Raw genomic sequence first — 22,225 nt, 5'->3', positions numbered from 1 at the left:
CAAAACACACGTCCCCTGCCTTTTGCATAATGGAGACGTGCGCCTAGATCTAATGCTGTGTATGACGACATTGCTGAAATAAAATAGGAGAGAAAAACCAGAGTCATACTATAGGATTGGTCAAGACTATTCATTACATTCTCCTTCAAAACCCTCTACCGAAGTCTACTCACGAAGAACGTCCGCGCTTTTAAGGAATGTTCATCGACGTCCCTGTGACATTCTCCCATCTTATCCGTTTTATAATTCTCTGGCAAGAAGCCGACGACGTTCCCGTTTTGGAGATACTACAAAGGAATGCTGCTGCAAAGGAGGGAGATTTCCTTGATCCGTATGGGCTATGCCTGCATCAGTGTAAAGACGAAAAACAATCCAAACAAAAAAACGACAGTTGCCCAGGTAAATAAATTAGATCCCCAAGCTCGGTTAAAAAAGCTGCGGCAAGTTATGCAGGCAAACTTTTTCAATTTAATGGATTTGCTTGCTTATAATGTAGAAAATCATATCTTTGTGTATCGACTTCCTTCTGAATTTGTGCCACTGGCTACTCATCCAGTAGCAGCGCAATGGGATTGGGCAAAAGAATTCGCATGGGACTTCCAAAAGGCAGGGAATTATATCCGCAATCATGGCATTCGTTTGACAGCTCATCCAGGACATTACAGCATATTGAACAGCGACAAGCCTTCTGTGCTGGAATCGACGATTGCCGATTTTTCCTACCATGCAAAAGTGTTTGATTTACTGGGGCTCGACGATAATTCCGTCTTGGTGACGCACGTGGGGGGCGTATACGAAGACAAGGCCTCTTCTCTCGAGCGTTTTGCATCCAACTTCGAGCAGCTTCCTGAAAACGTCAAACGTCGTTTAGTCGTGGAAAACGATGACATGTCTTTTACCATGCGTGAGGTATTGGAGCTGTGCGAACGGATCGGTGTGCCGATGGTGCTCGATATTCACCATCACAACTGCCATTCTGATGGCGAAGATTGGACCGAATACCTTCCCCGGATTATTCAAACCTGGGGAGAGCGCACGCCGAAGATGCATATGTCCTCGCCTAAGTCAGCGAATGATTTTCGTGCCCATGCAGACGATATTGATCCAGAGGCGTTCCTTACATTTGTCAGTGCGCTTGCGGATTACAATGTGGACATCATATTGGAATGCAAAAACAAAGATGATGCCCTCCTTACATTGAGGCGCGAGTTAAAGAAAAAAGGAGTTGCGGTTGAAGCATTTACGAATTGAGTATGGAAAAGGACGCCGCTTAATGAGCTGGCGTCCTTCCTCATGCGCTTCAAAATGAACATCCGCAGCCACGCCCTCGTCTATGACCCCGTCTATGTCCGCAATGGCATCCGGAGGAAGAGCTACTGCCACCCGAAGATGAAGATGATGAGCCTCGACCAAAGGAACTGCTACCGTCATTCCATAATTGGCAACGGTCATGATAATGGTGCATTCTCCGTTCATGATGCTTGTAATGTTTGCGGTATTCCATGTATTTGCGGCGATTTTCACGATGCTCATCGCATTTGTGGCGGAAATACTGCATCCGGTCCATATGGAATTGGAATTTGAACAGGAACAGCTCCAGATCTCTTCCTATGTTCTCATTCGGTCGCGCATTCGGTCTCATATTTGGTCTAAGATTTGGCATCATGTTTGGACTTTCATTCGGCCGCACATTTGGTCTGATATTCGGTCTTAAATTTGGCATCATGTTTGGACTTTCATTCGGCCGCACATTTGGTCTGACATTTGGCCTTACATTTGGTCCAACATTTGGCCTCATGTTTGGACTTTCGTTTGGCCTTACGTTCGGTCTGACATTTGGTCTCATGTTTGGACTCTCATTCGGTCGCACGTTTGGTCGTACGTTTGGTCTCACATTGGGCCTTACATTTGGCTTCATGTTTGGGCTCTCATTTGGCCTTACATTCGGTGAAGCGTTAGGCATAGGGTTTGCCGGCATCCGATTCGGTGGCATGGGCATGGGCATTGGATTCGACGGTTTGAGGTTTGGTGGCATCGGATTTGGTGGCATTGGATTCGCTGGCATCCGATTTGGCGGCATCACGTTCGGCACATTCGGGTTAGCCAGATTGGGAGCAGGCATGATCGGTTTTTGTGGCATTGGGCGCGCAGGAATAGAATGATTCGGATTGATTGGACTTTCCGACTTGGGCTTTTCAGGAGAAGGCTTCATAGGTGACGGCATCGATGGAGACGGCAATGGCATCGCTGAAGAAGGCGGTTTCGGCATTTCTTTAGGACGCCTTGGGAGTGCGGTAGGCATAGGCGGCATCTTACGTCGCTTTTCCACGGAATTCTACACGTCCTTTCGGATAAACTAACACAGTACATGGTATGACATTTATCCAACTCGAGAGACGACTCTCGCCCAGTTTGAAAAAATGGACTAAGCCCGTTTTTTGCTCTCTAGGGAAGCCGCCGTGACAAGATCATCTTGACTGCACGTAGGCATTTGATACAATGATAGCAATAGCTAAAATAATCAGACAGTTGCACATGAACGAAAGTGAGGAAGAACGTATGCCGCGACGAATGCAGGCTTACACGTTTTTATCCAATCACATACATGCTCTCGAGCGAGGGGTTAGGAGATGATATCCTAACCCCTCGCTCTTTTCGTTCTCTGCTCTGCTAAAGGAGGAAATTACAGATGAATCAGCAAGCAAACGTTGTAAAAGTAGATGGGGATCAATTGCGTATCGAAGATGTTGTTTCCATTGCAAGAAAGGCCACTCACATTCAATTGACCGACGAAGCATTGCATCGTGTTCGTGCTTCACGTGCTATGGTGGAGAGAATGGTATCCCAGCAGGAAGTCGTATACGGAATCACTACTGGCTTCGGAAAATTCTCCGATGTCATGATCCAGGATGAGGACGTAAGCAAGCTGCAAGAAAATTTGATTATGAGTCATGCTTGCGGAATGGGCGACCCTTATGCCGTTGAAGTTGTTCGTGCGATGATGGCTTTGCGCATCAATGCGTTGGCAAAGGGCTATTCGGGAATTCGGGAAGAAACATTACTTCAGCTAGTGGAACTATGCAATCGAGGGGTTCATCCAATTATTCCTCAGCAAGGCTCCCTTGGTGCCAGCGGCGATCTAGCCCCTCTCGCTCATATGGTTTTGGTCATGCTCGGCAAAGGTGAAGCGCTTGTCAATGGTAAGCGGCTATCTGGAAAAGAAGCCCTGAGTGAAGTGGGTCTTTCCCCAATTCGACTGGAAGCAAAAGAAGGTCTCGCTCTTATTAACGGTACACAGGCAATGACTGCACAGCTTTGCCTCGCCTTGTATGATTCGCGAGTACTGCTTGAAAGCGCTGAATTGATTGCGGCGATGACGATTGAAGCGCTTCGTGGAATTCCAAAAGCATTTGATCCCCAGCTCCATCTTGTCCGCCCGCATCCAGGACAGCAGGAATCAGCAAAGCGCTTGCTTCAGCACTTATCCGGCAGCAAACGTACCACAGCGCAGGGTGAGCTACGTGTCCAAGATCCTTACAGCCTTCGTTGCCTCCCGCAAGTACATGGTGCAACTCGTGATACGCTCGAGTATGTATGGAACACGGTTACACGCGAATGCAATAGCGTCACCGATAACCCTATTCTTTTCACGGAAACAGGCGATGTCATCTCCGGTGGGAACTTCCATGGTCAACCAATGGCATTCGCAGCTGATTTTCTTGCCATTGCCATCGCTGAGCTTGCAAATATTTCCGAAAGACGCACCGAACGTCTCGTCAATCCACAGCTAAGTGGTCTTCCCGGATTCTTAACCGAAAATGGCGGACTCCATTCTGGATTTATGATTACACAATATGTAGCCGCTTCCATTGTTTCTGAAAACAAAGTGCTCTGCCATCCCGCATCGGTCGATTCGATTCCGTCATCTGCCAATCAGGAGGACCATGTCAGCATGGGTACGACTTCTGCTCGCAAGCTTCGCACGATCGTATCGAATGTCAGCAAGGTGCTTGCTATTGAATATTTGGCAGCAGCACAAGCTATCGATTTTGGCTCGGGAGATCTCGGGACAGGTACAGCCAGAGCCTATGAGCAGTTGCGCCGGGTGATTCCCCGCCTGCATGAAGACCGCGAAATGTATCCTGATCTCGTAAAGGCAGAAGAGCTGATCCAGCAAGGGACACTCGCGTTTGTGACGGAATAATCGTTTGTGTATGGGAACCATTGTCTTTCTTTGTTATGATGGAGCTAAGGATAAGCAATTAGACCAAACCACTTGAAGTATGGAGGGCTGTCTCATGAAAGCAGGCAGAGAACTGGACCATCCTGAGTACCTGTTGCTGTTTGATGGGGTTTGTCATCTATGCCACGGTGCCGTGCAGTTTATTTTGAAGCGTGATCCGCATGGACACATTCACTTTGCTTCCTTGCAGTCACAAAGAGCGCAGGAAATTTTGTCTCATTACAACTATCAGGAAAAAGACATGTCATCCGTGGTCTTTATCGCCAACGGACAGCTATATACAAAATCGGATGCGATCTTGCATGTCGGCCGCAAGCTTCAAGGTGGATGGCCTCTGTTGTCAAATGTAGCTCGGCTGATCCCTAGACCTGTCCGCAATCCGATTTATGATTGGGTCGCGAGAAATCGCTATCGGTGGATGGGCAAAGCAGAACAATGCATGCTTCCCACCCCCCAGATCAGATCCCGCTTTTTGGATTAAAAGCAAAAGGAGAAGTCGCTGTCCTAACGCGGCTCCTCCTTTTTTATTCTATGTGCCCAATCATTCGCTCTTGAATGACAATCCCTTTTCCTTCAATGCTGTCCGAAGCTTCGGCATAGATGCTGGCCCCATCCCATGATATTTCAGGATTTCTTTTTCGCTGTAACTAGCGAGCAGTTCTAAAGTTGTGATTCCATTGTGTTCCAATGCCCTTCTTGCTGGTGCAGAGAGCTGAGAAAGAAATCCTATGTCCGGTTGGCGTTCTTGCTCACAGATTGGACAAGTCGGACAATCACTGCTTTTCACGTATGAATGACCATTCGCGCAAGTTCTTACCGTTTTTTTGGAAGTTGTCATGGCACGTATCCTTTTTATTTCGACGTCGCTTGTGGATGCTCATCGCTCACATAGTCAGCCGCTTTGGCATTCGCCTCTACCTGCGCAGGGCTCTTGCTGCCTGGGATCACGGTCGTGACAGCCGGATGCTTAAGGCACCACGCCAATGCCCACTGCGCCATATCCATACCCTCTGGAACTTCATTTTTCTTGATTTCTTCTACTTGGAGCAACAGTTTGTTGACATGCTCCTGATCGTGTCGGTGTCGCACATCGTTTCCACCGAATACAGAACCCGGCTTATACTTTCCGCTCAAATAACCACTCGCCAACGGAACGCGAGCCAGTACACCCAGGTCTTGCTGCTGGCAAGAAGCAAAAATACCTTCTTCCGGCTTTTGATCCAAACGATTGTACACGACTTGAATTGCTTTTGCATTTACCGAAGTAGCGGCGGATGTTTGGTGCATGTTGTCATTTTTCGCAATCGAGAGGCCGATATGACGGATCGTTCCTGCCTGCACCTGCTTGTCGAGGTAGGTCCACAAGTCATCATTGTCAAAAGCCTCGTCAGGTCCCGAGTGGAATTGGTACAAGTCAATATAGTCGGACTGCAAGGCTTGCAGCGATTTTTCCAATTGCTGCTGAACTTCAGTTGCTCCGTAATGACTGGTTCGAGAAAATTTGTCATGAAAATGATGTCCGAATTTTGTCGCCACAATCCAGTCTTCCCGGTGGCTTTTTTTCAAATATCCTCCGATAAGCTGTTCGGACAGATGATCTCCGTAGCATTCCGCTGTATCAATCAGGTTGATGCCGAGATCCTTTGCTTTGTCGAGAATCTGGTCAACCGCTTCTTGCGAGAAATCCATTCCCCACTCCCCGCCAAATTGCCAGGTTCCTACACCGATTACGGATACGTTCAGGTCTGTTTTTCCTAATCTGCGGTACTTCATTGCCCGATTCCTCCTCATCATGGATAAACGAGAATCCCCTGAACGAATGTTCGCTCAGGGTGTAGACTAAAAAAAATTATATGCTTTTCTCGATGTTCAATTGGCTCACAAAATCTTGCAGATTCCCTTTTCGTTCCTTGCGCATTTTCTTGCGCTCATCCGCAGTGGCCATCAATCGCTCTTCTTCCTCTGTTTCAGGGGAAATAGCTGGTACATCAGTCGGATTCCCTTCCTCATCTAAGGCAACAAAGGTGAGAAAAGATGTCGCGGTCAAAATTCGCTTGCCAGTCTGGAGATTTTCCGAGATGACTTTTACGAAAACCTCCATAGACGTTCTGCCTGTTGAGGAAACAAAAGCTTCCAGGCAGATGGAATGTCCCATTTTGACGGGAGCAAGAAAGTCAATCGAGTCAATCGATGCTGTCACAACAGGGCGACGCGAATGTCGCATCGCAGCGATTGCAGCTACCTCATCTATATAAGCCATCATCGTACCACCAAAAATAGTCCCATGGTAATTTGTATCAGATGGCTGAACCAGTGATGCCTGAATTGTACGAGATTCTTGAGTTGTCTTGACGTTCATCGCTGTTGCTCCTTTATCAATCTACTTGATGCATACATCATCATATCACAAGGCATTCAACGTTCCAATCGATAGCTGCTCGCAAGCATGCTTTCTATTCTCTCTGCATGTTCTTGCAAAATGTAACGTAACAAAGGGAGATTCCACTCATAGGCTGGGCGATAGCCGTCTAAAGCAAACAGCTTGTCATCTATATGCGTGGCAAGCTTTCGGCGGGCCGGACTGGCACAGTAAAACTGCTCCAAATAATCCGTACCCCATCTGGAAAAGGAGGACGTTTCGGTGGTAACCGCCGTTAGCAGAATCCCTTCCCCTGTCTCAATTAAATCGATTGGATACAGTTGACAGCTAAATGGCTTGAGAGGCTCTACTTCACGACCAGCCTGCTCGGCATAAGCATGGATCGCACAGCCGTAACGCCCATTGTTTTCTTGATAAAAAAGACAATTGCCATGTCGCATGCGAATGGTTCCTGGAGGCTCATTGCGATCCCAAACCCCATGCGCAAGCCAATGATTGCGTTCAGACTCATCCTGGAGTCCAGCAGAGATAGAGGGGATTTCCCCCTCCATGATGGGAATCTGCCACTCTTCTACCGCGTAAGGTTGTCCACCCTCACAGCAGGTCTCGCGATGAACCATCCTGCAATTCCAACAGTCCAAGTGAAACAAGGCCTGGAGGGCTGTAACATCAACCAAATATTGTCCCGCTCTCACCAAGGAATGCTTGTTTTTCTTTATATATTTTTCGCAGTGGTACGCCTCTTTATCAGACATGGGATCGGGCGTGCCTACATAACGAAAAGCTCGCTTCGTTTTCATTTTTGCAAAACAATCTCCGCTTCTGTTCCAAAAATACGCAAATGGCCTTCCTCATAGCTAGCCAAATCTACTTCATCACCCGGAATTTCCATCAGAATTTCCATTTCTTCACCCTCTGCTGTCGTAAACACAAGGAGGAGATCTTTTTCTTCAAATTCATTGTCAGTCAGCTTGGTTTCGAGGAGTTGAGCCTGAAATTGTGTTACCTCTTCCTCTTCTTCACTATCGGTATCCCATTGGGTAAAAATCACGGTAACTTTTTGATTTTTATACTCCGCCAACAGTTGAATCAATTGCTCGTGTTGTTGAATGTCCATCTTGTAATCCCTCCGAAATGGTTCATACTGCCCATCATAACAAAGTAGCTCTTAAAAAGCCAAAAAGAAATACCGCTTCGATGTGGGAAGCGGTTATTTCTCTACTGCCAGTTAGCTTACTTTGCTAATGGTCTGGGCTAACGCAAAATCTTTGCCGGTTAAACCTTTTGCCTCGCGGGTGGCTAACGTAAACGTGACCGTTCCACCTGCCAAATGAATTTCCACGTGCTGATTGTCATGCTCAAGCATTTCTGCCACTCGGTTGACGAAACTGACCGCAGTGGAAAAGTCACGACAGTGGTACGTGCGTGATAGCGCCATTCGGTCTTCTACCAGCTTCCAGCCAGGTACCTTGCTCAGATACAATTTGACCTGTTCCAAAGACAGCTTGCTCATTTTAGCAATGCCCCCTTTTACCCGATGAATGGTTGTTACACCATCATATTCACGAGACGTACAGGTTATCCGCACCCTATTGCTTCACGGCATAAAAAATCATACGTGGTGATTCATGTGCCACATATTCTTCAAATTGGTAATTTCCAAATACTTGAATTTTTTCGAATCCCGCCTCTGTAAGCATCGAGATCATTTGCTGGGCAGAAAACAAACGAACCTGTTCCATATACTCACGCGGTTCATTCGACGATTCATCGGAAATCAGTATCCGCTTTTTCACAAATCCATCCTGAATCCAGCGTTCTTCTTTAATCAACATCCCACTGACTTCCTTTGTAGAGTGCGGCACGAGATTATCGATAACGTACGCTGCATTTAAGAAATCGATGACTACTTCACCTTTTGTTTTGAGTGCTTGTGCCATGTTACGAATAACGTTAGCATTTTCTTCATCTGTGGAGAAATAACCAAAGCTGGTAAACAAATTCACCACGATATCAAATTCATCGTGAAACGGAATGTCGCGCATGTCACAGCGGGCAAAACTTAGCTGTGGATAGGTGTTTTGTTCCTCAGCCAACTGTAAGAGAACAGGCGACAAATCCACACCAACTACTTCATAGCCCCGGCGAGCCAGCGCACGCGAATGACGCCCGCTCCCGCAGCAAAGATCAAGTACGCGTCCTGTGTCCTTTACCGGCAATCTTTCCAACAGATTAGCGATCTCTCCATCTGCTGCCGAATCGTCCCTATGACGATACACAAGCACATAATCTTCGCGAAAGCTGCGTTCAAACCATTCTTCTGCCATGTCTGAGCCCCTTTAATTCCAAGATGTTCTTATTATACCACAGCGGGGTTTATCCGTTGCCGATTTGCATGCGGCAAAGTGTACGAAAGCTTTGTTAAAAAATATAGAAAACACTTTACATACATACTGTATGTATGTAAAATTAACCTCATCCAATCGTGAGGGAGAGATCCATAATGAAAGTGAACAGCTTTTATCCTGTCATCTTGACAGAACAAATGGAGGCTAGCGCGAAGTTTTATCGAGAGCACTTTGGATTTGAAATTATTTTCGAAGCAGACTGGTATGTGAGCCTGCAAAATCAGAGCAGCACCCCGTCATTTGAGCTAGCCATCTTAGATCCTTCACACAACACGATTCCACAGGGTTTCCGAAAGCCAGTAGCTGGTGGTCTTATCCTTAATTTCGAAGTCGATGATGTTGACACTGAATACGAGAGACTTATTGTAAAAGCAGGTCTTCCTCTCCATCTCGACATTAGAGACGAGGAATTCGGTCAGCGGCATTTTATTACATCCGATCCGAACGGCATTTTACTTGATATCATAAAAGTAATCCCGCCTTCTGAAGCATTTGCTGAAAGTTATGTTGACCCTGTATAATCTGGCATGAAATAAGTAAGGAGACCTTACAGTATGAAGTTGTCCAAAGCAGAGCAAAAACAGCAGACGATGCAAAAACTGATCGAAGTGGCAAGAGAGATGTTCTCCAAGCAAGGCTACGCGGATGCCGCCATGGAAGACATTGTGAAACAAGCCGGGGTGACCCGTGGCGCACTGTACCATAACTTTGGGAGCAAAGAAGGATTATTTGAGGCAGTACTGGCTTCTGTCCAACAAGAAATCGGAGCCCGCGTAGAAGCAGAAGCTGCGAAAAGTGAGGATCCTTGGCAACAATTGATCTTGGGTTGCTTGGCCTTTGTCTCCTCGGCTGTCGAACATCGAAACAAGCGGATTTTGCTTATCGATGGCCCATCTGTCATCGGGTGGGAAACGTGGCGTCGAATGGACGAGGAAAACTCCATGCGCCATCTCAGGGAGCAGCTTCAAACGATGCAGGAGCAAGGGTACCTACGTCCCGTTTCGATCGATGCTCTGACACATTTGCTGTCTGGTGCGATGAATGAAGCGGTGCTCTGGATTTCGGAGACGCCTGATCATGAGAAGTCCTTTGAGGACATTTCAGCAGCAATGACCCTTCTCTTGGAAGGATATCGCACCAAATAAAAGCAAAGCACCCCTGCTTTAGCCTCTTATCGGCAAAATGCAGGGGTGCTCTATTATTGTAAAGGGTTTTTATGATGAAAAGCGGGTAGCTCGTCCAAGCCGAATTTTTTCAGCAGCCCGAGCAATAATGCTCTCTACCGAAGATGGGTCATCCACAACATCGTATTCGTTGATATTGACCCGCAAAATCGGACAGGAGGTAAAGGAGGCAATCCAGCTATCATAGCGGCCAAACAAATCCTGCCAGTAATCCACCGGCGTTTGTTGCTCCATTGGGCGCCCGCGCTCTTTTACGCGGCCAATAATATCATCGAAGCTTCCCTCTAAATAGATCAAAATATCTGGATGCGGGAAGTAAGGTGTCATGACCATCGCTTCAAAAAGTTCTGTATAAGTGCGGTAATCTTCTTCTGTCATGTTGCCTTGCTCGTACAGCATGCGGGCAAAAATCCCGGTATCCTCATAGATAGAGCGATCTTGGACAAAACCGCCACCATAATCAAACATCCGTTTTTGTTCCTTAAAGCGTTCTGCCAAAAAGAAAATTTGCAAATGGAAGCCCCATCGCGATAAATCGTTATAGTAACGGCCCAAATACGGGTTATTGTCAACCTTTTCTACCGACACACGAAATCCGAGCTGATCTGCCAAGGCATGTGTAAAGGTGGATTTTCCTACCCCTACCGTCCCCCCGATCGTAATCACTGCGTTGTTCGGTATCCCGTATTTTTCACGAAGCGTGCTGTTTTGAAACCTAGACATGTACGCAACTCCTTATCCCCATGCTTACTTTTCCTTTGTTCCCTAACCTTCTTGTCCCATCAACTCTTGAATCCGTGGTGCAATTCGATCCAGTACAACCTTCAAATCTTCTGGTCTATGTACGAAATCCAAATCGTCACAATCGAATTTGATGACAGGCGTATCCGGATGATGTTTTTCAAATGCTTCCATAAACTCGTTGTAATCAGCAATCAGGTTCTCCATATAGGTGACATCCATGCTGCGCTCCATTTCGCGATCGCGCATCGCAATCCGCTTCATCACGGTCTCAATCGAAGCTGTCATGTAGATCACCAAATGGGCCTGAGGCAAATCCTCTGTTAGGATATCATAAATTTTGAGGTACTTTGGCAGGTTATCTCCTTGTAACGTCCGTTTGGCAAAAATCGTATTTTTGAAAATATTGTAATCAGAAACAACGGAAATACCTTGATTCAGGAACTTTGAATGAATATCCTGCAACTGCTTGTAACGATTGCAGAGGAAAAACATCTCGAGTTGAAAGCTCCATTCGGCAATATTTTCATAAAATTTACCCAGGAACGGGTTTTCGTAGACGATCTCTTCCAGTAGTTGCAAGTTGCATGCACGGCTTAGTTCCCGCGATAAAGAGGTTTTCCCAATACCAATAGGTCCCTCAACGGTAATCAATATGGACTTCATGTATGCTTCGATTCCTTTCAAGAAAATGAGAGCACCCCATATTCTAGCACGTATGTAAGCGTTTGTCGAAAACATTCGCATCGTGTCGTTTGGTATCGTTTGGTACTTGTCTTTTATTAAAAAACTGCTCTTCAGAAAGAGCAGTCTGGTTCTTACGTAAAATATTCAACACGAGCCTGAGGAAACAGTCGGGCAATTTCACTTTCCAAATGGGCCTGCAAAGCCTTTGCTTGGATATCGGGATAGACATACTTCCCTTTCCCGTATTTGCCCCATTTGTACTTGCGCTCTTCTTCCTTCATCTCCAGCTTTGTTTTCGGATAGCGCTGGAGGATCAAGTTTTTCGCAATCTTGGTAAAACGATGCTGGATCAGCTCGAACGTCAAATCCTCCATCGCTTCGGGAACCAACTGCGAACGTAGCCTTTCCAGCAAATCAGTATACCCCGCTTCCCATCCGTCAAACCAATACAAAGGCGCTAAAATAAAGCCAAGCGGATAACCAGCTTTCGCTACCTTCCCTGCTGCCTTCAGTCGCTGATGAAAGCTGGAGGTGCCTGGTTCGAAATTTTTGATGACATAGTCAGCATTCATGCTGAAGCGAAATCGGGTATGCTTGTTGTGCTTGGCATCCAGCAAGGAATCCACGTGGTGAAACTTGGTCACGAAGCGCAACCGCCCAAACTCCTGCTGGCCCATAAACTCAATCGCTCGTTTCAGATTGCCCGTAAGATGCTCAATGCTAACCGGATCGGATGTACAAGCTGCCTCAAAACGCGTAATCTCACCCGGGCGTTCTTGGATATACTTCTTGGCCTGCGCAAGAATCTCATCTGTATTAACGTACACCCGCACGTACGGCTTTGTCCCGATGTTTGTGTTCAAATAGCAATAATGACAGTGGGCAGCACATCCCGTAGCCAATGGAATGGCATATTCTGCGGAAGGCTTGGAGGTCTCGAACTTCAATGTTTTGCGTACACCAATGACCAACGTCCGCTTCGCATTGCGATACTTCTCCACTTCTGTATCCCCAGGGATGCCTCGGACCTGATTATGGCTGGTCGTCATCTGCATCGGAATACCTTCCTTTTGAAAACGCCGATACAGTTCTTGACCAAGTGGATAATTCAATGCATGTGGCTCGACGAAAATATAATCCGGAACAAACAGCTTGCTACCTTTCTGCTCCTTCTTTTCCGATCTTTCCAAAAGGGTCGTTCCCATAGCCATCATCCCCCCTTCACCTAGTATGCCCGTGCCATTCGACTGGACGTAAGGGGAAGTATGGCTGTGCCCGTCATTTCAGGGTGTTCTTAAAGTCGCGTAGCAGCGCCTTTGCTTGCTCCTGTTGAGCTAGCGGTACTTGCAGTGTATAGACATGTCCTGCTTTTTTGGTCTGTCTGGACAAAAGTCTGACTCGAATTCCTTTCATTTCTAAATAACGCCGACATTCCTGAGCAATCCGCGGGAGGCCATACGATTCATGAATCGTAACCCATTTGATCCACATGCACCTGCACCCCATCCTTACAACTTCTTTCTTTTACAGTAAGCAATGGACGGGTGATTGGTTCAAAACAAAAGAGAGTTGCTGACATTTTAGGAAAACCGTTTTTGCCTCTGAGCCGTCTAATGGTATAGGAGGGGGAAAAAGTGAATCTGGAACAGCTCGTTTCACGCGCAAAAAATGGGGATGATGATGCCTTTTTTCAACTCGTCAGCCTTCATAAAGAACAACTGTATAAAATCGCCTACGCCTTTCTTCGTAATGAGACAGATGCATTGGAAGCTATTCAGGAAGCGACGTGCCGTTCCTATCTCAAGCTGGCACGCTTAAAACAGCCTGCGTATTTTCGTACTTGGCTGACGCGCATCCTTATTCATATTTGTCTGGATGAACAAAAGCGCCGAAAACGGATCATCTTGGACCCCATGGAAGATGACGTCGAAAATCGTGCAAGTATTCCTATGGACGACCAAAATGTCGAGCGTATTCAAATCGAAGAGGCTCTCGCTCGTCTCAGTCCGAATTATCGCCACATCATTATTTTGAAATATTTTGAAGATCGAACGATACGCGATATTGCAGAAGTACTCGGTCATCCGGAAGGTACTATCAAAACATGGCTACACAAGGCTTTGGGTGCACTCCGCAAAGATCTCGGGAAAGGCTGGTGAGCTTTATGCGCGAAAATGAAAAAAAGAATGCGAGTCCATTCATGATTCCCGCTGAGATTGATCAATACATTCGAAGAGGGATGGAGCAAGCAAAAGAGCTGCGTCAAAATCGGAGACGCAATCGATGGATACGCGTTGGTTCTAGTCTCGTTGCTTGTTTGTTCCTTTTTGTGTTTATTTTTTCCGTTCGCCTTTCACCCGCTGTTGCCGCTTATGTTAGCTCGATTCCTGGAATGGAAAAGATCGTGGATTTCCTTCGGGATGACAAAGGCTTGCAAAAGGCAGCCGAACACAATCTTGTCCAAAATATTGGCGCCAGTGGTTCACTTGACGGTGTCACCTTTACGATCGATCAGGTATTGGCAGATGAAAAACGGATGCTCCTCTTCTATACACTGAAGAATGATCTTCCCGATAAAGAAGTAGCACTTTACAAAATCGAGTTGTTCGATCAGTCAGGAAAGGAATGGGAGCACGGTGCTTCCTGGTCCGGCATGGGCAGCGAAGACCCTGTGATCCGAAACCGCATCGATATTATCATCAACGAAGCTACCGAAATACCTGATTTCATGACAGCGAAAGTCACGTTGGAAATCGATCATATCAAACAAGATAATCCCCTATCGATTGACTTTGTGGTCGACAAAAGCAAGTACAAGACTTTTGAGAAAAAAGTGTATCCCGTGATAAAGGAAGTCACGGTTGACGGACAGCGGTTTACGATTGAACAAATTGCAGTCTTTCCTACACAAACAGAAGTAAGTATCCGATTTGACCCAGCCAATAAAAAACATGTCTTTGACTTCGATAAGCTAAGACTTGAGGATGAAAAAGGGCAAACGTTTGCTTTTTGGGGGAATGGCGTTCCTGTTCGTGACAACGGAGAAAACGGAAAGATATACCATCTGGAAAGCATCTATTTTGTGGAACCCGAAAAGCTCTACCTGAAAACAGATGGCATCCGTGCTTTGGACAAAGATCAATTGCAAATCGTAATTGATGCGAAGACAGGTACACTCACAAAAGTCCCGAATGATCGCCTGAAACTAACGGCGCTGCGTCAAGTCGATGATGTGGTAGGCATGGACTTCTCTTTGAAAGTGCCGCCTCAAGATAATCACTCTCATATCTCTCTTGGGTATAATATGACGGATGACCTAGGAAATGAATATGAATACGTGCAAGGGAGCTCTTCATCTGCAACGAAAGATGAATCCATTCAAAACTATTCCATGCTATTCAAACGAAAAACAAACAAAGGTACGCCTACTTCCTATTCCTTTCCTCTGTCCAGCTATCCTGAACGACTTCAAGGTACTTTTTCTATTGAAGTCAAATAATAAATGCCCCATTAGCGATTGCTTGTACGGCATCGCTGTGGGGCATTCTTCATTTGATAACCTTAGTCTACAACCGCCCAGTGATTGGTCGGCCCATGCCCGCCACCCAATTGCGGAGCTGTCTTAATTGCTTCGAAAATAAAACGATTTGCTTTTTCAACCGCAGTGATGAGCGGTGTATTTTTGGCTAACTCTGCTGTAAGAGCCGCTGAGAATGTACAACCTGTGCCGTGCGTATGACGTGTATGGATACGCTCATGGGACAATTCATGGAATGCCCTGCCATCGAACAAAATGTCCACGACAATGTCCCCCTGCATATGTCCACCCTTCATCAGGACATTGCGAGCGCCTAACGCATGTATCGCTTTTGCCCCTTCGCGCATCTCATCTGTCGTCTCGATTCTCATGCCAGTCAAGCATTCTGCTTCCGGCAAGTTGGGTGTGACGACTTCTGCGAGAGGCAACAACTCTTTTTTCAATGCAACGATCGCCTCATCCAACAGTAGTTTTGACCCTCCCTTGGCAATCATCACCGGGTCTACTACCAGCTTTTTCAGGCCAAATGCTTTGACCTCTTCTGCAACAGCACGAATGATATCAGCGTTAAACAGCATTCCCGTTTTCGCCGCGTCAGCGCCAAGATCACGCAGCACCTCATGCATTTGCTGGGCAACCGCCTCTGTCGGCAACGGGTAAACGCCTGCTACGCCCAATGTATTTTGTGCAGTGATTGCTGTGATCGCACTCATTCCGTACACACCGAGTTGATGAAAGGTTTTCAGATCTGCCTGAATCCCAGCTCCCCCACCGCTATCTGAACCCGCTATCGTCAATGCTTTCGCAATCGTGCTCATGACATTCCCTCCTGCTTTCCACCTTTTCTCACCTGAGTATACCATCCGCTCGTCCCATTCGGTATACTAAAGGAATGTTTGCCAACAGTCATGCAAGGAGGCATCTGCATGTCCTATCGGATCTTTTATTGGTTGACCTTTTTGATACCAACCATCATCATCGGGGGGTTTGAATTCATCCGTCACGACTTTCTGCTGCCCTATATGTCTATGGAAGCCGGGAATGTGTACATTACCCTCTTGACGCTCTTTCTCTCTTTTTTATTCGCTACCTGGATGTTTCACACGCTTAAACAAATGAATGCACGAATTGTCGAGGAACAAGCTCGTCGCGCTGTTTATGAAGAACGGGAACGCCTTGCCCGCGAATTACACGACGGGATTGCACAGTCTCTGTTCTTCCTTAACGTAAAGCTGAAGCAGGGACAATTGGACGATGCGCGGGTCGCTGTTTCTGCCATCGACAATCATGTACGCCAAGCCATTTTCAACTTGCGCTCATTACCAGAAGAAGGCAGTCTGGATCAACGCCTTGAGAAATGGCTGGCGCAATGGAGCGCTTTATCTGGAATCGACGTTGCTAGCGAATTGCATGTCAAAGATGGCTTTTTTACTCCCACCGCAGAAGTACAACTGTTCGGGATCATCCAAGAAGCTTTTGCCAACATTCGCAAGCATTCTCAGGCCAAGCATTCGTGGATTCACCTCACGACAGATGAAACAACTGGCTGGGTTCTCGCTGTTGAGGATGACGGCATTGGGATTTCCAACCCTTCTCCCGATACGAAAAAATACGGTTTGTCCATGATGCGCGAGCGAGCACGCCAGTTAAACGCCACCATTGACGTTCAGTTACGATCGGAAGGCGGTACAATCATCCGCTTATCTTCTCATTCAGGAGGAAAAATCCAATGAACGCTTACCGTGTATTGATCGCTGACGATCACCCGATGGCTCGTATGGCGATTCGCAGTCTGCTTGATCCTGATCCCTCTTTTGAAGTCATCGGAGAAGCGCAAAATGGCGAGGAAGCTTTTCTCTTATGCGGACAAATACAACCGGACCTTGTGCTCATGGACATCAACATGCCGAAATGGAGCGGACTCGAAGCAACCCGTGAGGTGAAAAAAGCATACCCGCACATCAAGGTCGTCATTCTCAGTGTCTCCGATGACGTTGCTGACCTGATCACGGCTATTCAGTTCGGCGCCCAAGGTTACTTGCTGAAAAATTTAGAGCCTGATGACTGGATTAACTACTTGCATGCCTTGCTCGGCGAGGACAGTGAGTTGACTCGTGAAATGGCAACCCGCCTCATGTACCGCTTCCGTCAAGAAGAGGCGACAGATGAAATGGTACCAGATGTTCTGACCCCGCGAGAGCGAGAGATTGTCATGTATGTAGGAGCAGGAAAAACGAATCGGGAAATAAGTGAGGCGCTGATCATCGCAGAAAACACTGTGAAAAACCACCTGAAAAACATTCTCGAGAAGCTGCAATTGGCTAATCGCGTCCAGCTCGCTGCTTATGCAGTTCGCCATCATTTGGTCATCAAATAAAAAACATTGCTTTCTTCTCGATCAACTGTCATCCTTAGTAAGATACGTTTTCCACAGACATAAGAAATGCAGGTGATCCGCATGATCGAAGTCAAGACCTCCAAACTAAGCAATGGAGAATTAAATAGAGGTGTATTTGCAACGCAAGATATCCGAAAAGGCGACCTGATTCATGAAGCACCCGTGCTGCCCTATTTGAACGAAGAGCATGAGCATATCGAGAAAACCTTACTCGCGGATTATGCATTTGAGTACGGTGCCAATCACACAGCCTTCTTGTTAGGCTATGGCATGCTATTTAATCATTCCTACACGCCAAATGCCACGTATGAGATTAACTTCGAAAACCACACGTTTGATTTTTATGCTTATACGGACATTCAAGCGGGTGAAGAAATCTTAATCAACTACAATGGTGATGAGGATTGTGATGATCCTCTCTGGTTCTATGAAGACCAGCAGAAAGAAACAGATGATACCAAATAAGCGAAGGTCTTAAGGAAGAATGAAAACCCGGAAACAGACACTTTGGAATAAGTGCCCGTTATCCGGGTTGTTCTGTGTAGAGGGTCAACTATAAACGCAACCACTTGGCGAAGTACTGTTCGTTCACTGGAAAATATGCCGTGGCAAAACGAATAAACTCAGGCGTATCTACCTGTTTGTAGGCGTACGTCTGATAATAGTCATGCAAAAACTCCCAGCCATCCGCCTCATCGCCGTAGGTTGTAATCAGCTTCCATAACTCTTTCACTGGCTGTCCGTACACCGGACCCGTGATCGGTCCCTTGTCAAACGCATCCAACGGCAGGTTGGAAACCGATTTGGTCGCATCCGCTTGCTCGGCAAAATAAAAGCTGGCGTCCCCTTTTTTCTCCACATCGTAAAAATAGAGCGTTGTGGCCAATTCTGTTATTCCTTCATCCAGCCAGGCGTGATGGAACGGATCATTCGAGACCACTCCATAAAACCATTGATGGGCAATCTCATGCACCACGGTATGACTCAAATCAGGGTCCACACTCCCCGTGTGTCCGACAGTCACCACTCCGGGGTATTCCATACTTGCAGTTTCATCCAAAAGGATATCGAGTTGTTTATGCGGGTACGGACCCAATTTATCCGTGAATTGTTCAAACGATTTTTCGGCAGCTTGCAGAGCGGCTGTCATCGCTTCCTTGTCTGCGTCCTTTCCCCATACTCGAAGCTCGACACCTTTGACCTTTTTGCTTTTACTCTGCATTCCTTTTACAACTGCGATGAATACTTCTTTCGTATTTTTCACTTTTATTTTACCGCTCTGACTATTCGTTCCCTTGTCCTGATCAGACGAGCTGATGACGGTATACTCTTGCGGCAAGCGGTACGAAATAGAAAAATCCGCATGACTCGTATGATACGATTCGCCTCGAAGCGAGTACGGCTTTTTATTCCATCCGTCCTTCCCCTGGTAGGAGGCGAGCATCGGATAGGCTTGCGCCAAATGGAAGCCATTTTCTGTACGGTCAAAGCGCAAACCTTTTCTAGGAACAGTAAACTCATATGTTACGGTTACATCTCGAGTCTCATGTGGCGCAAGCTTTTCGGCAAGTGGGATGGCAAGCGTATCACCGGTTAGCTGATACTTTGCTTTCACATCATCTAGCTTGACATCACGAATTTTCACTTCGGCTGCGTCCTCGAAGAATGGGGGTTTATTCTCTTTTGTAAATGCATTGGGCAGGAAATAAAAGACCAACTGATCCCATTCGTCCTTGGAACGATTTTCAACAGTGATCTTGGCCTCAGCGGTAAACATTCCTTCTGGCGACATCTCGAACTTCAGGTCGTACGTGCCTTTACTGCCATCTGCTACGGGCTTGGCTGTGAAGTCGTCTATCTTCCCCACCGAAGGAGACTGCGCCCCTACCCGTTCTGGCATCCACCAGCCACTTCCAGATCCACCGAGCACCAAAGTCAACGCGGAAGCCATTGCCGTCACCTTGAGCAAACGCTGCTGCCACTTGATATCCTTCCTATTCGATATCAACTCCAGCCCTCCCAACCTTTCGCCTTATCGTTGAATCGTTTTCTCGAAAAAAGACAGCCGCAGACCGGGCTTCACTTCTTTTTGATCCGTCAAGGTAAATCCATGTCTTTCATACAAGCGAACAGCCGGTTCATTCAAGGACCCCGTCGCAACGACGATCTTGCTGCAACCATGCTCGTGGACAGAGGCAAGCAATTGACTCGCGATCCCTTTGCGAAAATGAACAGGATCGACAATCATCCGATGAATATCCAACGTTTCCCCTTCGATCACAAAAGAAACCGCCCCTGCCAGCTTGCCTTCCTCTATGAAGCCATAGAACGTTTCTTCACATGTCCTCAGTTGTTCTACTGATTCTCGCAGAGGAGGAATCTCTTCCGTTCCAATTAACTCCGCCTCTACACGATACGCTCTTTGCTGCATGTCCCAAAGTTTTTGTACTGTTTGTTCATCCTGTAAATCTAGTCGCACGATCATTTCGGTTTCCCCCGCATGTTAACTGTCTGGTGCTGCTTCAAAGCTATAGTACACATAAGGATCTTTCGGTGCGGAGACGGCTTCAACCTGAGAGGCTTTGAGAACGAGCATGTCATATCCGTCCACCTGACGCAGCTCGAGCTTTCCGCGAACTTTTACCCAGCTATCTTTTGCCCATTTGTTGGCGTCCTCCTTTTCCACCAAAACGCCATAAACACTGGAATCTGCTGTACAGCAGGTGACGGAAAAGCGCGCTACGACAAACTGTTGCTTCGTAAAATCAGGCTGCCGATAGACAAACCCGATCGTCTCAAGCTCTTTTCCAGCAAATTCTTTTGCATATAGTTCCATCGTGGTGAGTCCGTCCAGGAACACTTTGTCATTCAGTTCAATCACTGGCTGTTTATGTAAAAAGACGGCGATATCTGTGTAAAAGTCACCAAATCCCCCGTTCGAGAATCTTTGCCGCAATTGTTCGTCATCTGTAGCCTCCACCGGGGGTGTTGCTACTTGATTGGTAGCCCCTGACTGTGGTTCTACGCTTGGTTTGGCATCTTCTTTTACCTCTGCTGTCTGCTTCTCATTCTCTGTTGCATTCGCATTCGCGTTCGCCGTAACATCCGCCAGCTTTCGTACATCATTGCTGAGAAGTGTGATTCCCCGCTTCTCTGCTACATCACTGCCAAGAATTTTATCCGGCATGACAAAACCCATCACGATTGGGAGTACAAACAAGCCATAAACCAAAAGGGAGCCCATGGGAGTACGAGGCACTTTATGCTGCTCCTCACAATCGCAATCGTAAACACTACTGCCAACAAAAATTTGCCGGATGCTGACCATTGTCAACAAGGACAGGATGACGAGCGTGACATAACTGAACATGTGTAACCGCGGTGCTAGGTAGTAACTGAGCGTTTCCGACAGGATCAAATAGGCCAACAACGCTGTAATGCCCGCCAATATCAAACTGCGCATGACATGATGACGCTTTAATTTGTTCTGATCCATATTTTCCTCCTTACATCGGTATGAGCATAGTGACGCAAATGACCAAAAGCGTAATAGCTACGACTAGCTTGACAACAAAACCAAAGCGAAACGTTCCCAAAAGCATTAACGTCGTTTTTAAATCGAGCATGGGACCGAAAACCAGAAAGGCAAGCAACGAGCTGCTTGAAAACGTATTGGCAAAGGAAGCAGCGATAAAAGCATCTGCCTCTGAACAAAGCGAAAACAAATACGCCATCCCCATCATGACCAAATTGGACGTGAGCGGCGTTTGACCGATGTCCATGAGCGTGTCCCGACTGATGTACACCTGTAGTAGCGCGCTGATAAACGCTCCAAACAACAAATATTTTCCCATGTCAAAAAATTCATCTACAGCGTGGGCAAACGTCGAGGACAGCTTTCCACTCGTCGCTTTTACATGTTCGGCTTCATGACTGTTTTGCGATTCCATGCCGAGCCGTATCGGATTTTTTTTGACAAACAGGAAAACGAGCATGCCCACAATGAGGGCAACAACGAATCCCGCAATGCCCCGGTACAGAGCCATTTCCGGCTGACGGGCGAAGGCAACATAGGTCGATGACAAAACAACGGGATTCACAATCGGTCCCGCCAATAAGAAAACAATCCCGACTGACAGCGGCATCCCTTTTTGGATCAAGCGACGAACCACAGGGATAATGGCACATTCACATACAGGGAACAAAAACCCGAGCAACCCGGCAAACGGCAGGGCTACGAGTGGATGCTTCGGTGTCCAACGCCTCACCTGCTCTTCTGTCACAAACGTCTGGATAAACGCAGAAAAGAATACACCCAAGAGGACAAACGGGATTGCTTCCAGCCAAATACTAAGGAAAAAGGTTTTCACATCAAGCCACAAGGGGGACCATTCTATACTCCAACCGGAAAACAAGCTGCTTTCTCTGCCCATGGTTAACCAGACGACACTTAGTCCAAGCAGGAGCGCCCCGATTATTTCAACCAGGAATTGGCGAATCTTCAGAATCAAGTGGGAATTCTCTCCTCTCCATTTGCAAATAGGTATCATTCCTATTTATATAAAGACATCTATATTTCCTTCTTGTCCTTTACTTTTTTTACAAGATGAACAGGTTGTACAGCCTTCCCTTCCCCCTCTATCCGT

28 protein-coding genes are annotated in these 22,225 nt (G+C 46.8%); 11 read left to right on the top strand and 17 right to left on the bottom strand.

Features of this window, described 5'->3' with window-relative positions; genetic code table 11:
* Positions 1–324 precede the first annotated feature (324 nt).
* Complete coding sequence (gene uvsE, locus HP568_RS04615; protein ID WP_048032361.1) at positions 325–1,251, top strand: UV DNA damage repair endonuclease UvsE; 927 nt, start codon at positions 325–327, stop codon at positions 1,249–1,251.
* Here uvsE and HP568_RS04610 read toward each other — a convergent pair.
* The gene (locus HP568_RS04610; protein WP_217366399.1) at positions 1,210–1,533 is read right to left on the bottom strand and encodes a hypothetical protein; all 324 of its coding nucleotides are present in this window, start codon (positions 1,531–1,533) and stop codon (positions 1,210–1,212) included. The two genes, uvsE and HP568_RS04610, sit on opposite strands and share 42 nt — an antisense overlap.
* A 77-nt stretch (positions 1,534–1,610) precedes the next feature.
* On the opposite strand from HP568_RS04610, the gene HP568_RS04605 reads away from it, so the two are divergent.
* The 3 genes from HP568_RS04605 to HP568_RS04595 all read left to right on the top strand — a co-directional run bounded on the left by HP568_RS04605 (position 1,611) and on the right by HP568_RS04595 (position 4,724).
* Entirely contained in the window at positions 1,611–2,162 is a 552-nt protein-coding gene (locus HP568_RS04605) for a hypothetical protein (protein ID WP_173628466.1), read from the top strand.
* A 527-nt stretch (positions 2,163–2,689) separates the two neighbouring features.
* Positions 2,690–4,204, top strand: a complete 1,515-nt coding sequence (hutH, locus tag HP568_RS04600) for a histidine ammonia-lyase (RefSeq protein ID WP_173628465.1) — start codon at positions 2,690–2,692, stop codon at positions 4,202–4,204.
* 79 nt (positions 4,205–4,283) lie between these two features.
* Positions 4,284–4,724, top strand: a complete 441-nt coding sequence (locus tag HP568_RS04595) for a thiol-disulfide oxidoreductase DCC family protein (protein WP_017247820.1) — start codon at positions 4,284–4,286, stop codon at positions 4,722–4,724.
* A gap of 60 nt (positions 4,725–4,784) precedes the next feature.
* Here HP568_RS04595 and HP568_RS04590 read toward each other — a convergent pair whose 3' ends face one another.
* The 7 genes from HP568_RS04590 to HP568_RS04560 form a co-directional block, all read right to left on the bottom strand.
* Positions 4,785–5,081: an RNA polymerase alpha subunit C-terminal domain-containing protein gene (locus tag HP568_RS04590; protein WP_173628464.1), complete on the bottom strand. Its 297-nt coding sequence runs from the start codon at positions 5,079–5,081 to the stop codon at positions 4,785–4,787.
* Between the two features lie 14 nt (positions 5,082–5,095).
* The gene (locus tag HP568_RS04585; protein ID WP_173628463.1) at positions 5,096–6,016 is read right to left on the bottom strand and encodes an aldo/keto reductase; all 921 of its coding nucleotides are present in this window, start codon (positions 6,014–6,016) and stop codon (positions 5,096–5,098) included.
* Positions 6,017–6,092: 76 nt separating this feature from the next.
* Positions 6,093–6,602, bottom strand: a complete 510-nt coding sequence (locus tag HP568_RS04580) for an acyl-CoA thioesterase (protein ID WP_048032354.1) — start codon at positions 6,600–6,602, stop codon at positions 6,093–6,095.
* 56 nt (positions 6,603–6,658) lie between these two features.
* Positions 6,659–7,423, bottom strand: coding sequence for a DUF3109 family protein (locus HP568_RS04575; protein WP_048032353.1), 765 nt, complete (start codon positions 7,421–7,423; stop codon positions 6,659–6,661).
* Complete coding sequence (locus HP568_RS04570; RefSeq protein WP_173628462.1) at positions 7,420–7,740, bottom strand: hypothetical protein; 321 nt, start codon at positions 7,738–7,740, stop codon at positions 7,420–7,422. Before HP568_RS04570 ends, HP568_RS04575 begins: the two co-directional genes overlap by 4 nt.
* Positions 7,741–7,851: 111 nt before the next feature.
* Positions 7,852–8,136, bottom strand: coding sequence for a 4a-hydroxytetrahydrobiopterin dehydratase (locus tag HP568_RS04565; protein WP_048032351.1), 285 nt, complete (start codon positions 8,134–8,136; stop codon positions 7,852–7,854).
* A 76-nt stretch (positions 8,137–8,212) separates the two neighbouring features.
* The gene (locus tag HP568_RS04560) at positions 8,213–8,950 is read right to left on the bottom strand and encodes a class I SAM-dependent methyltransferase (RefSeq protein ID WP_048032350.1); all 738 of its coding nucleotides are present in this window, start codon (positions 8,948–8,950) and stop codon (positions 8,213–8,215) included.
* Between the two features lie 176 nt (positions 8,951–9,126).
* Here HP568_RS04560 and HP568_RS04555 point away from each other — a divergent pair, with 176 nt between their 5' ends.
* Both HP568_RS04555 and HP568_RS04550 read left to right on the top strand, forming a co-directional pair.
* On the top strand, positions 9,127–9,552 hold the full coding sequence (locus HP568_RS04555) for a VOC family protein (protein ID WP_173628461.1): 426 nt from the start codon (positions 9,127–9,129) through the stop codon (positions 9,550–9,552).
* 33 nt (positions 9,553–9,585) lie between these two features.
* Complete coding sequence (locus HP568_RS04550) at positions 9,586–10,176, top strand: TetR/AcrR family transcriptional regulator (protein ID WP_173628460.1); 591 nt, start codon at positions 9,586–9,588, stop codon at positions 10,174–10,176.
* Positions 10,177–10,245: 69 nt separating this feature from the next.
* On the opposite strand, the gene HP568_RS04545 is transcribed toward HP568_RS04550, so the two are convergent.
* The 4 genes from HP568_RS04545 to HP568_RS04530 form a co-directional block, all read right to left on the bottom strand.
* Entirely contained in the window at positions 10,246–10,938 is a 693-nt protein-coding gene (locus HP568_RS04545) for a deoxynucleoside kinase (RefSeq protein WP_048032347.1), read from the bottom strand.
* 42 nt (positions 10,939–10,980) lie between these two features.
* Positions 10,981–11,622, bottom strand: coding sequence for a deoxynucleoside kinase (locus tag HP568_RS04540; protein ID WP_048035769.1), 642 nt, complete (start codon positions 11,620–11,622; stop codon positions 10,981–10,983).
* Between the two features lie 152 nt (positions 11,623–11,774).
* Positions 11,775–12,848, bottom strand: a complete 1,074-nt coding sequence (gene splB, locus HP568_RS04535) for a spore photoproduct lyase (RefSeq protein WP_173628459.1) — start codon at positions 12,846–12,848, stop codon at positions 11,775–11,777.
* Positions 12,849–12,921: 73 nt separating this feature from the next.
* Positions 12,922–13,149: a hypothetical protein gene (locus HP568_RS04530; RefSeq protein WP_017247807.1), complete on the bottom strand. Its 228-nt coding sequence runs from the start codon at positions 13,147–13,149 to the stop codon at positions 12,922–12,924.
* A 128-nt stretch (positions 13,150–13,277) separates the two neighbouring features.
* On the opposite strand from HP568_RS04530, the gene HP568_RS04525 reads away from it, so the two are divergent.
* Positions 13,278–13,802, top strand: a complete 525-nt coding sequence (locus HP568_RS04525) for a sigma-70 family RNA polymerase sigma factor (protein ID WP_173628458.1) — start codon at positions 13,278–13,280, stop codon at positions 13,800–13,802.
* 5 nt (positions 13,803–13,807) lie between these two features.
* Positions 13,808–15,142, top strand: a complete 1,335-nt coding sequence (locus tag HP568_RS04520; protein ID WP_173628457.1) for a DUF4179 domain-containing protein — start codon at positions 13,808–13,810, stop codon at positions 15,140–15,142.
* Positions 15,143–15,204: 62 nt separating this feature from the next.
* Here HP568_RS04520 and thiD read toward each other — a convergent pair whose 3' ends face one another.
* On the bottom strand, positions 15,205–15,999 hold the full coding sequence (thiD, locus tag HP568_RS04515) for a bifunctional hydroxymethylpyrimidine kinase/phosphomethylpyrimidine kinase (protein ID WP_048032344.1): 795 nt from the start codon (positions 15,997–15,999) through the stop codon (positions 15,205–15,207).
* 108 nt (positions 16,000–16,107) lie between these two features.
* Between thiD and HP568_RS04510 the strand changes: the two genes are divergently transcribed.
* The 3 genes from HP568_RS04510 (at position 16,108) to HP568_RS04500 (ending at position 18,044) form a co-directional block, all read left to right on the top strand.
* Complete coding sequence (locus HP568_RS04510) at positions 16,108–16,914, top strand: sensor histidine kinase (RefSeq protein WP_173628456.1); 807 nt, start codon at positions 16,108–16,110, stop codon at positions 16,912–16,914.
* Positions 16,911–17,558, top strand: coding sequence for a response regulator (locus tag HP568_RS04505; RefSeq protein ID WP_007724217.1), 648 nt, complete (start codon positions 16,911–16,913; stop codon positions 17,556–17,558). The genes HP568_RS04510 and HP568_RS04505 overlap by 4 nt, the downstream gene beginning before the upstream one ends.
* An 81-nt stretch (positions 17,559–17,639) precedes the next feature.
* Positions 17,640–18,044 (top strand): SET domain-containing protein, encoded by a 405-nt coding sequence (locus HP568_RS04500; RefSeq protein ID WP_173628455.1) that lies wholly within the window; start codon positions 17,640–17,642, stop codon positions 18,042–18,044.
* Positions 18,045–18,132: 88 nt separating this feature from the next.
* Here the strand turns inward: HP568_RS04500 and HP568_RS04495 are convergent, their stop codons facing one another.
* The 4 genes from HP568_RS04495 to HP568_RS04480 are packed head-to-tail and all read right to left on the bottom strand — an operon-like array spanning position 18,133 to position 22,012.
* Positions 18,133–19,587 (bottom strand): M1 family metallopeptidase, encoded by a 1,455-nt coding sequence (locus HP568_RS04495; RefSeq protein WP_254551033.1) that lies wholly within the window; start codon positions 19,585–19,587, stop codon positions 18,133–18,135.
* Between the two features lie 24 nt (positions 19,588–19,611).
* The gene (locus HP568_RS04490) at positions 19,612–20,064 is read right to left on the bottom strand and encodes a GNAT family N-acetyltransferase (RefSeq protein WP_173628454.1); all 453 of its coding nucleotides are present in this window, start codon (positions 20,062–20,064) and stop codon (positions 19,612–19,614) included.
* An 18-nt stretch (positions 20,065–20,082) separates the two neighbouring features.
* Positions 20,083–21,075 carry a TIGR03943 family putative permease subunit gene (locus tag HP568_RS04485; RefSeq protein ID WP_173628453.1) on the bottom strand — a complete coding sequence of 331 codons (993 nt, stop codon included), beginning with the start codon at positions 21,073–21,075 and terminating at the stop codon, positions 20,083–20,085.
* A gap of 10 nt (positions 21,076–21,085) precedes the next feature.
* On the bottom strand, positions 21,086–22,012 hold the full coding sequence (locus tag HP568_RS04480; protein ID WP_483862126.1) for a permease: 927 nt from the start codon (positions 22,010–22,012) through the stop codon (positions 21,086–21,088).
* Between the last annotated feature and the right edge of the window lie 213 nt (positions 22,013–22,225).

Source organism: Brevibacillus sp. MS2.2, from assembly GCF_013284345.1.
In the GTDB taxonomy this organism is placed as follows: domain Bacteria; phylum Bacillota; class Bacilli; order Brevibacillales; family Brevibacillaceae; genus Brevibacillus; species Brevibacillus brevis_C.
This window is presented reverse-complemented; position numbering and strand designations above follow the sequence as displayed.

What these genes read in the sequence shown, in the direction of transcription:
- HP568_RS04530 (WP_017247807.1), bottom strand. Translation starts at nt 13,149, where the DNA reads ATGGGGTGCAGGTGCATGTGGATCAAATGGGTTACGATTCATGAATCG.
- HP568_RS04580 (WP_048032354.1), bottom strand. Translation starts at nt 6,602, where the DNA reads ATGAACGTCAAGACAACTCAAGAATCTCGTACAATTCAGGCATCACTG.
- HP568_RS04500 (WP_173628455.1), top strand. Translation starts at nt 17,640, where the DNA reads ATGATCGAAGTCAAGACCTCCAAACTAAGCAATGGAGAATTAAATAGA.
- HP568_RS04550 (WP_173628460.1), top strand. Translation starts at nt 9,586, where the DNA reads ATGAAGTTGTCCAAAGCAGAGCAAAAACAGCAGACGATGCAAAAACTG.
- HP568_RS04510 (WP_173628456.1), top strand. Translation starts at nt 16,108, where the DNA reads ATGTCCTATCGGATCTTTTATTGGTTGACCTTTTTGATACCAACCATC.
- HP568_RS04590 (WP_173628464.1), bottom strand. Translation starts at nt 5,081, where the DNA reads ATGACAACTTCCAAAAAAACGGTAAGAACTTGCGCGAATGGTCATTCA.
- HP568_RS04480 (WP_483862126.1), bottom strand. Translation starts at nt 22,012, where the DNA reads ATGGGCAGAGAAAGCAGCTTGTTTTCCGGTTGGAGTATAGAATGGTCC.
- HP568_RS04485 (WP_173628453.1), bottom strand. Translation starts at nt 21,075, where the DNA reads ATGGATCAGAACAAATTAAAGCGTCATCATGTCATGCGCAGTTTGATA.
- HP568_RS04520 (WP_173628457.1), top strand. Translation starts at nt 13,808, where the DNA reads ATGCGCGAAAATGAAAAAAAGAATGCGAGTCCATTCATGATTCCCGCT.
- HP568_RS04610 (WP_217366399.1), bottom strand. Translation starts at nt 1,533, where the DNA reads ATGAGCATCGTGAAAATCGCCGCAAATACATGGAATACCGCAAACATT.
- HP568_RS04585 (WP_173628463.1), bottom strand. Translation starts at nt 6,016, where the DNA reads ATGAAGTACCGCAGATTAGGAAAAACAGACCTGAACGTATCCGTAATC.
- hutH (WP_173628465.1), top strand. Translation starts at nt 2,690, where the DNA reads ATGAATCAGCAAGCAAACGTTGTAAAAGTAGATGGGGATCAATTGCGT.
- HP568_RS04595 (WP_017247820.1), top strand. Translation starts at nt 4,284, where the DNA reads ATGGAGGGCTGTCTCATGAAAGCAGGCAGAGAACTGGACCATCCTGAG.
- HP568_RS04545 (WP_048032347.1), bottom strand. Translation starts at nt 10,938, where the DNA reads ATGTCTAGGTTTCAAAACAGCACGCTTCGTGAAAAATACGGGATACCG.
- HP568_RS04490 (WP_173628454.1), bottom strand. Translation starts at nt 20,064, where the DNA reads ATGATCGTGCGACTAGATTTACAGGATGAACAAACAGTACAAAAACTT.
- splB (WP_173628459.1), bottom strand. Translation starts at nt 12,848, where the DNA reads ATGGGAACGACCCTTTTGGAAAGATCGGAAAAGAAGGAGCAGAAAGGT.
- HP568_RS04570 (WP_173628462.1), bottom strand. Translation starts at nt 7,740, where the DNA reads ATGGACATTCAACAACACGAGCAATTGATTCAACTGTTGGCGGAGTAT.
- HP568_RS04560 (WP_048032350.1), bottom strand. Translation starts at nt 8,950, where the DNA reads ATGGCAGAAGAATGGTTTGAACGCAGCTTTCGCGAAGATTATGTGCTT.
- HP568_RS04575 (WP_048032353.1), bottom strand. Translation starts at nt 7,423, where the DNA reads ATGAAAACGAAGCGAGCTTTTCGTTATGTAGGCACGCCCGATCCCATG.
- HP568_RS04540 (WP_048035769.1), bottom strand. Translation starts at nt 11,622, where the DNA reads ATGAAGTCCATATTGATTACCGTTGAGGGACCTATTGGTATTGGGAAA.
- thiD (WP_048032344.1), bottom strand. Translation starts at nt 15,999, where the DNA reads ATGAGCACGATTGCGAAAGCATTGACGATAGCGGGTTCAGATAGCGGT.
- HP568_RS04605 (WP_173628466.1), top strand. Translation starts at nt 1,611, where the DNA reads ATGTTCTCATTCGGTCGCGCATTCGGTCTCATATTTGGTCTAAGATTT.
- HP568_RS04565 (WP_048032351.1), bottom strand. Translation starts at nt 8,136, where the DNA reads ATGAGCAAGCTGTCTTTGGAACAGGTCAAATTGTATCTGAGCAAGGTA.
- HP568_RS04505 (WP_007724217.1), top strand. Translation starts at nt 16,911, where the DNA reads ATGAACGCTTACCGTGTATTGATCGCTGACGATCACCCGATGGCTCGT.
- HP568_RS04555 (WP_173628461.1), top strand. Translation starts at nt 9,127, where the DNA reads ATGAAAGTGAACAGCTTTTATCCTGTCATCTTGACAGAACAAATGGAG.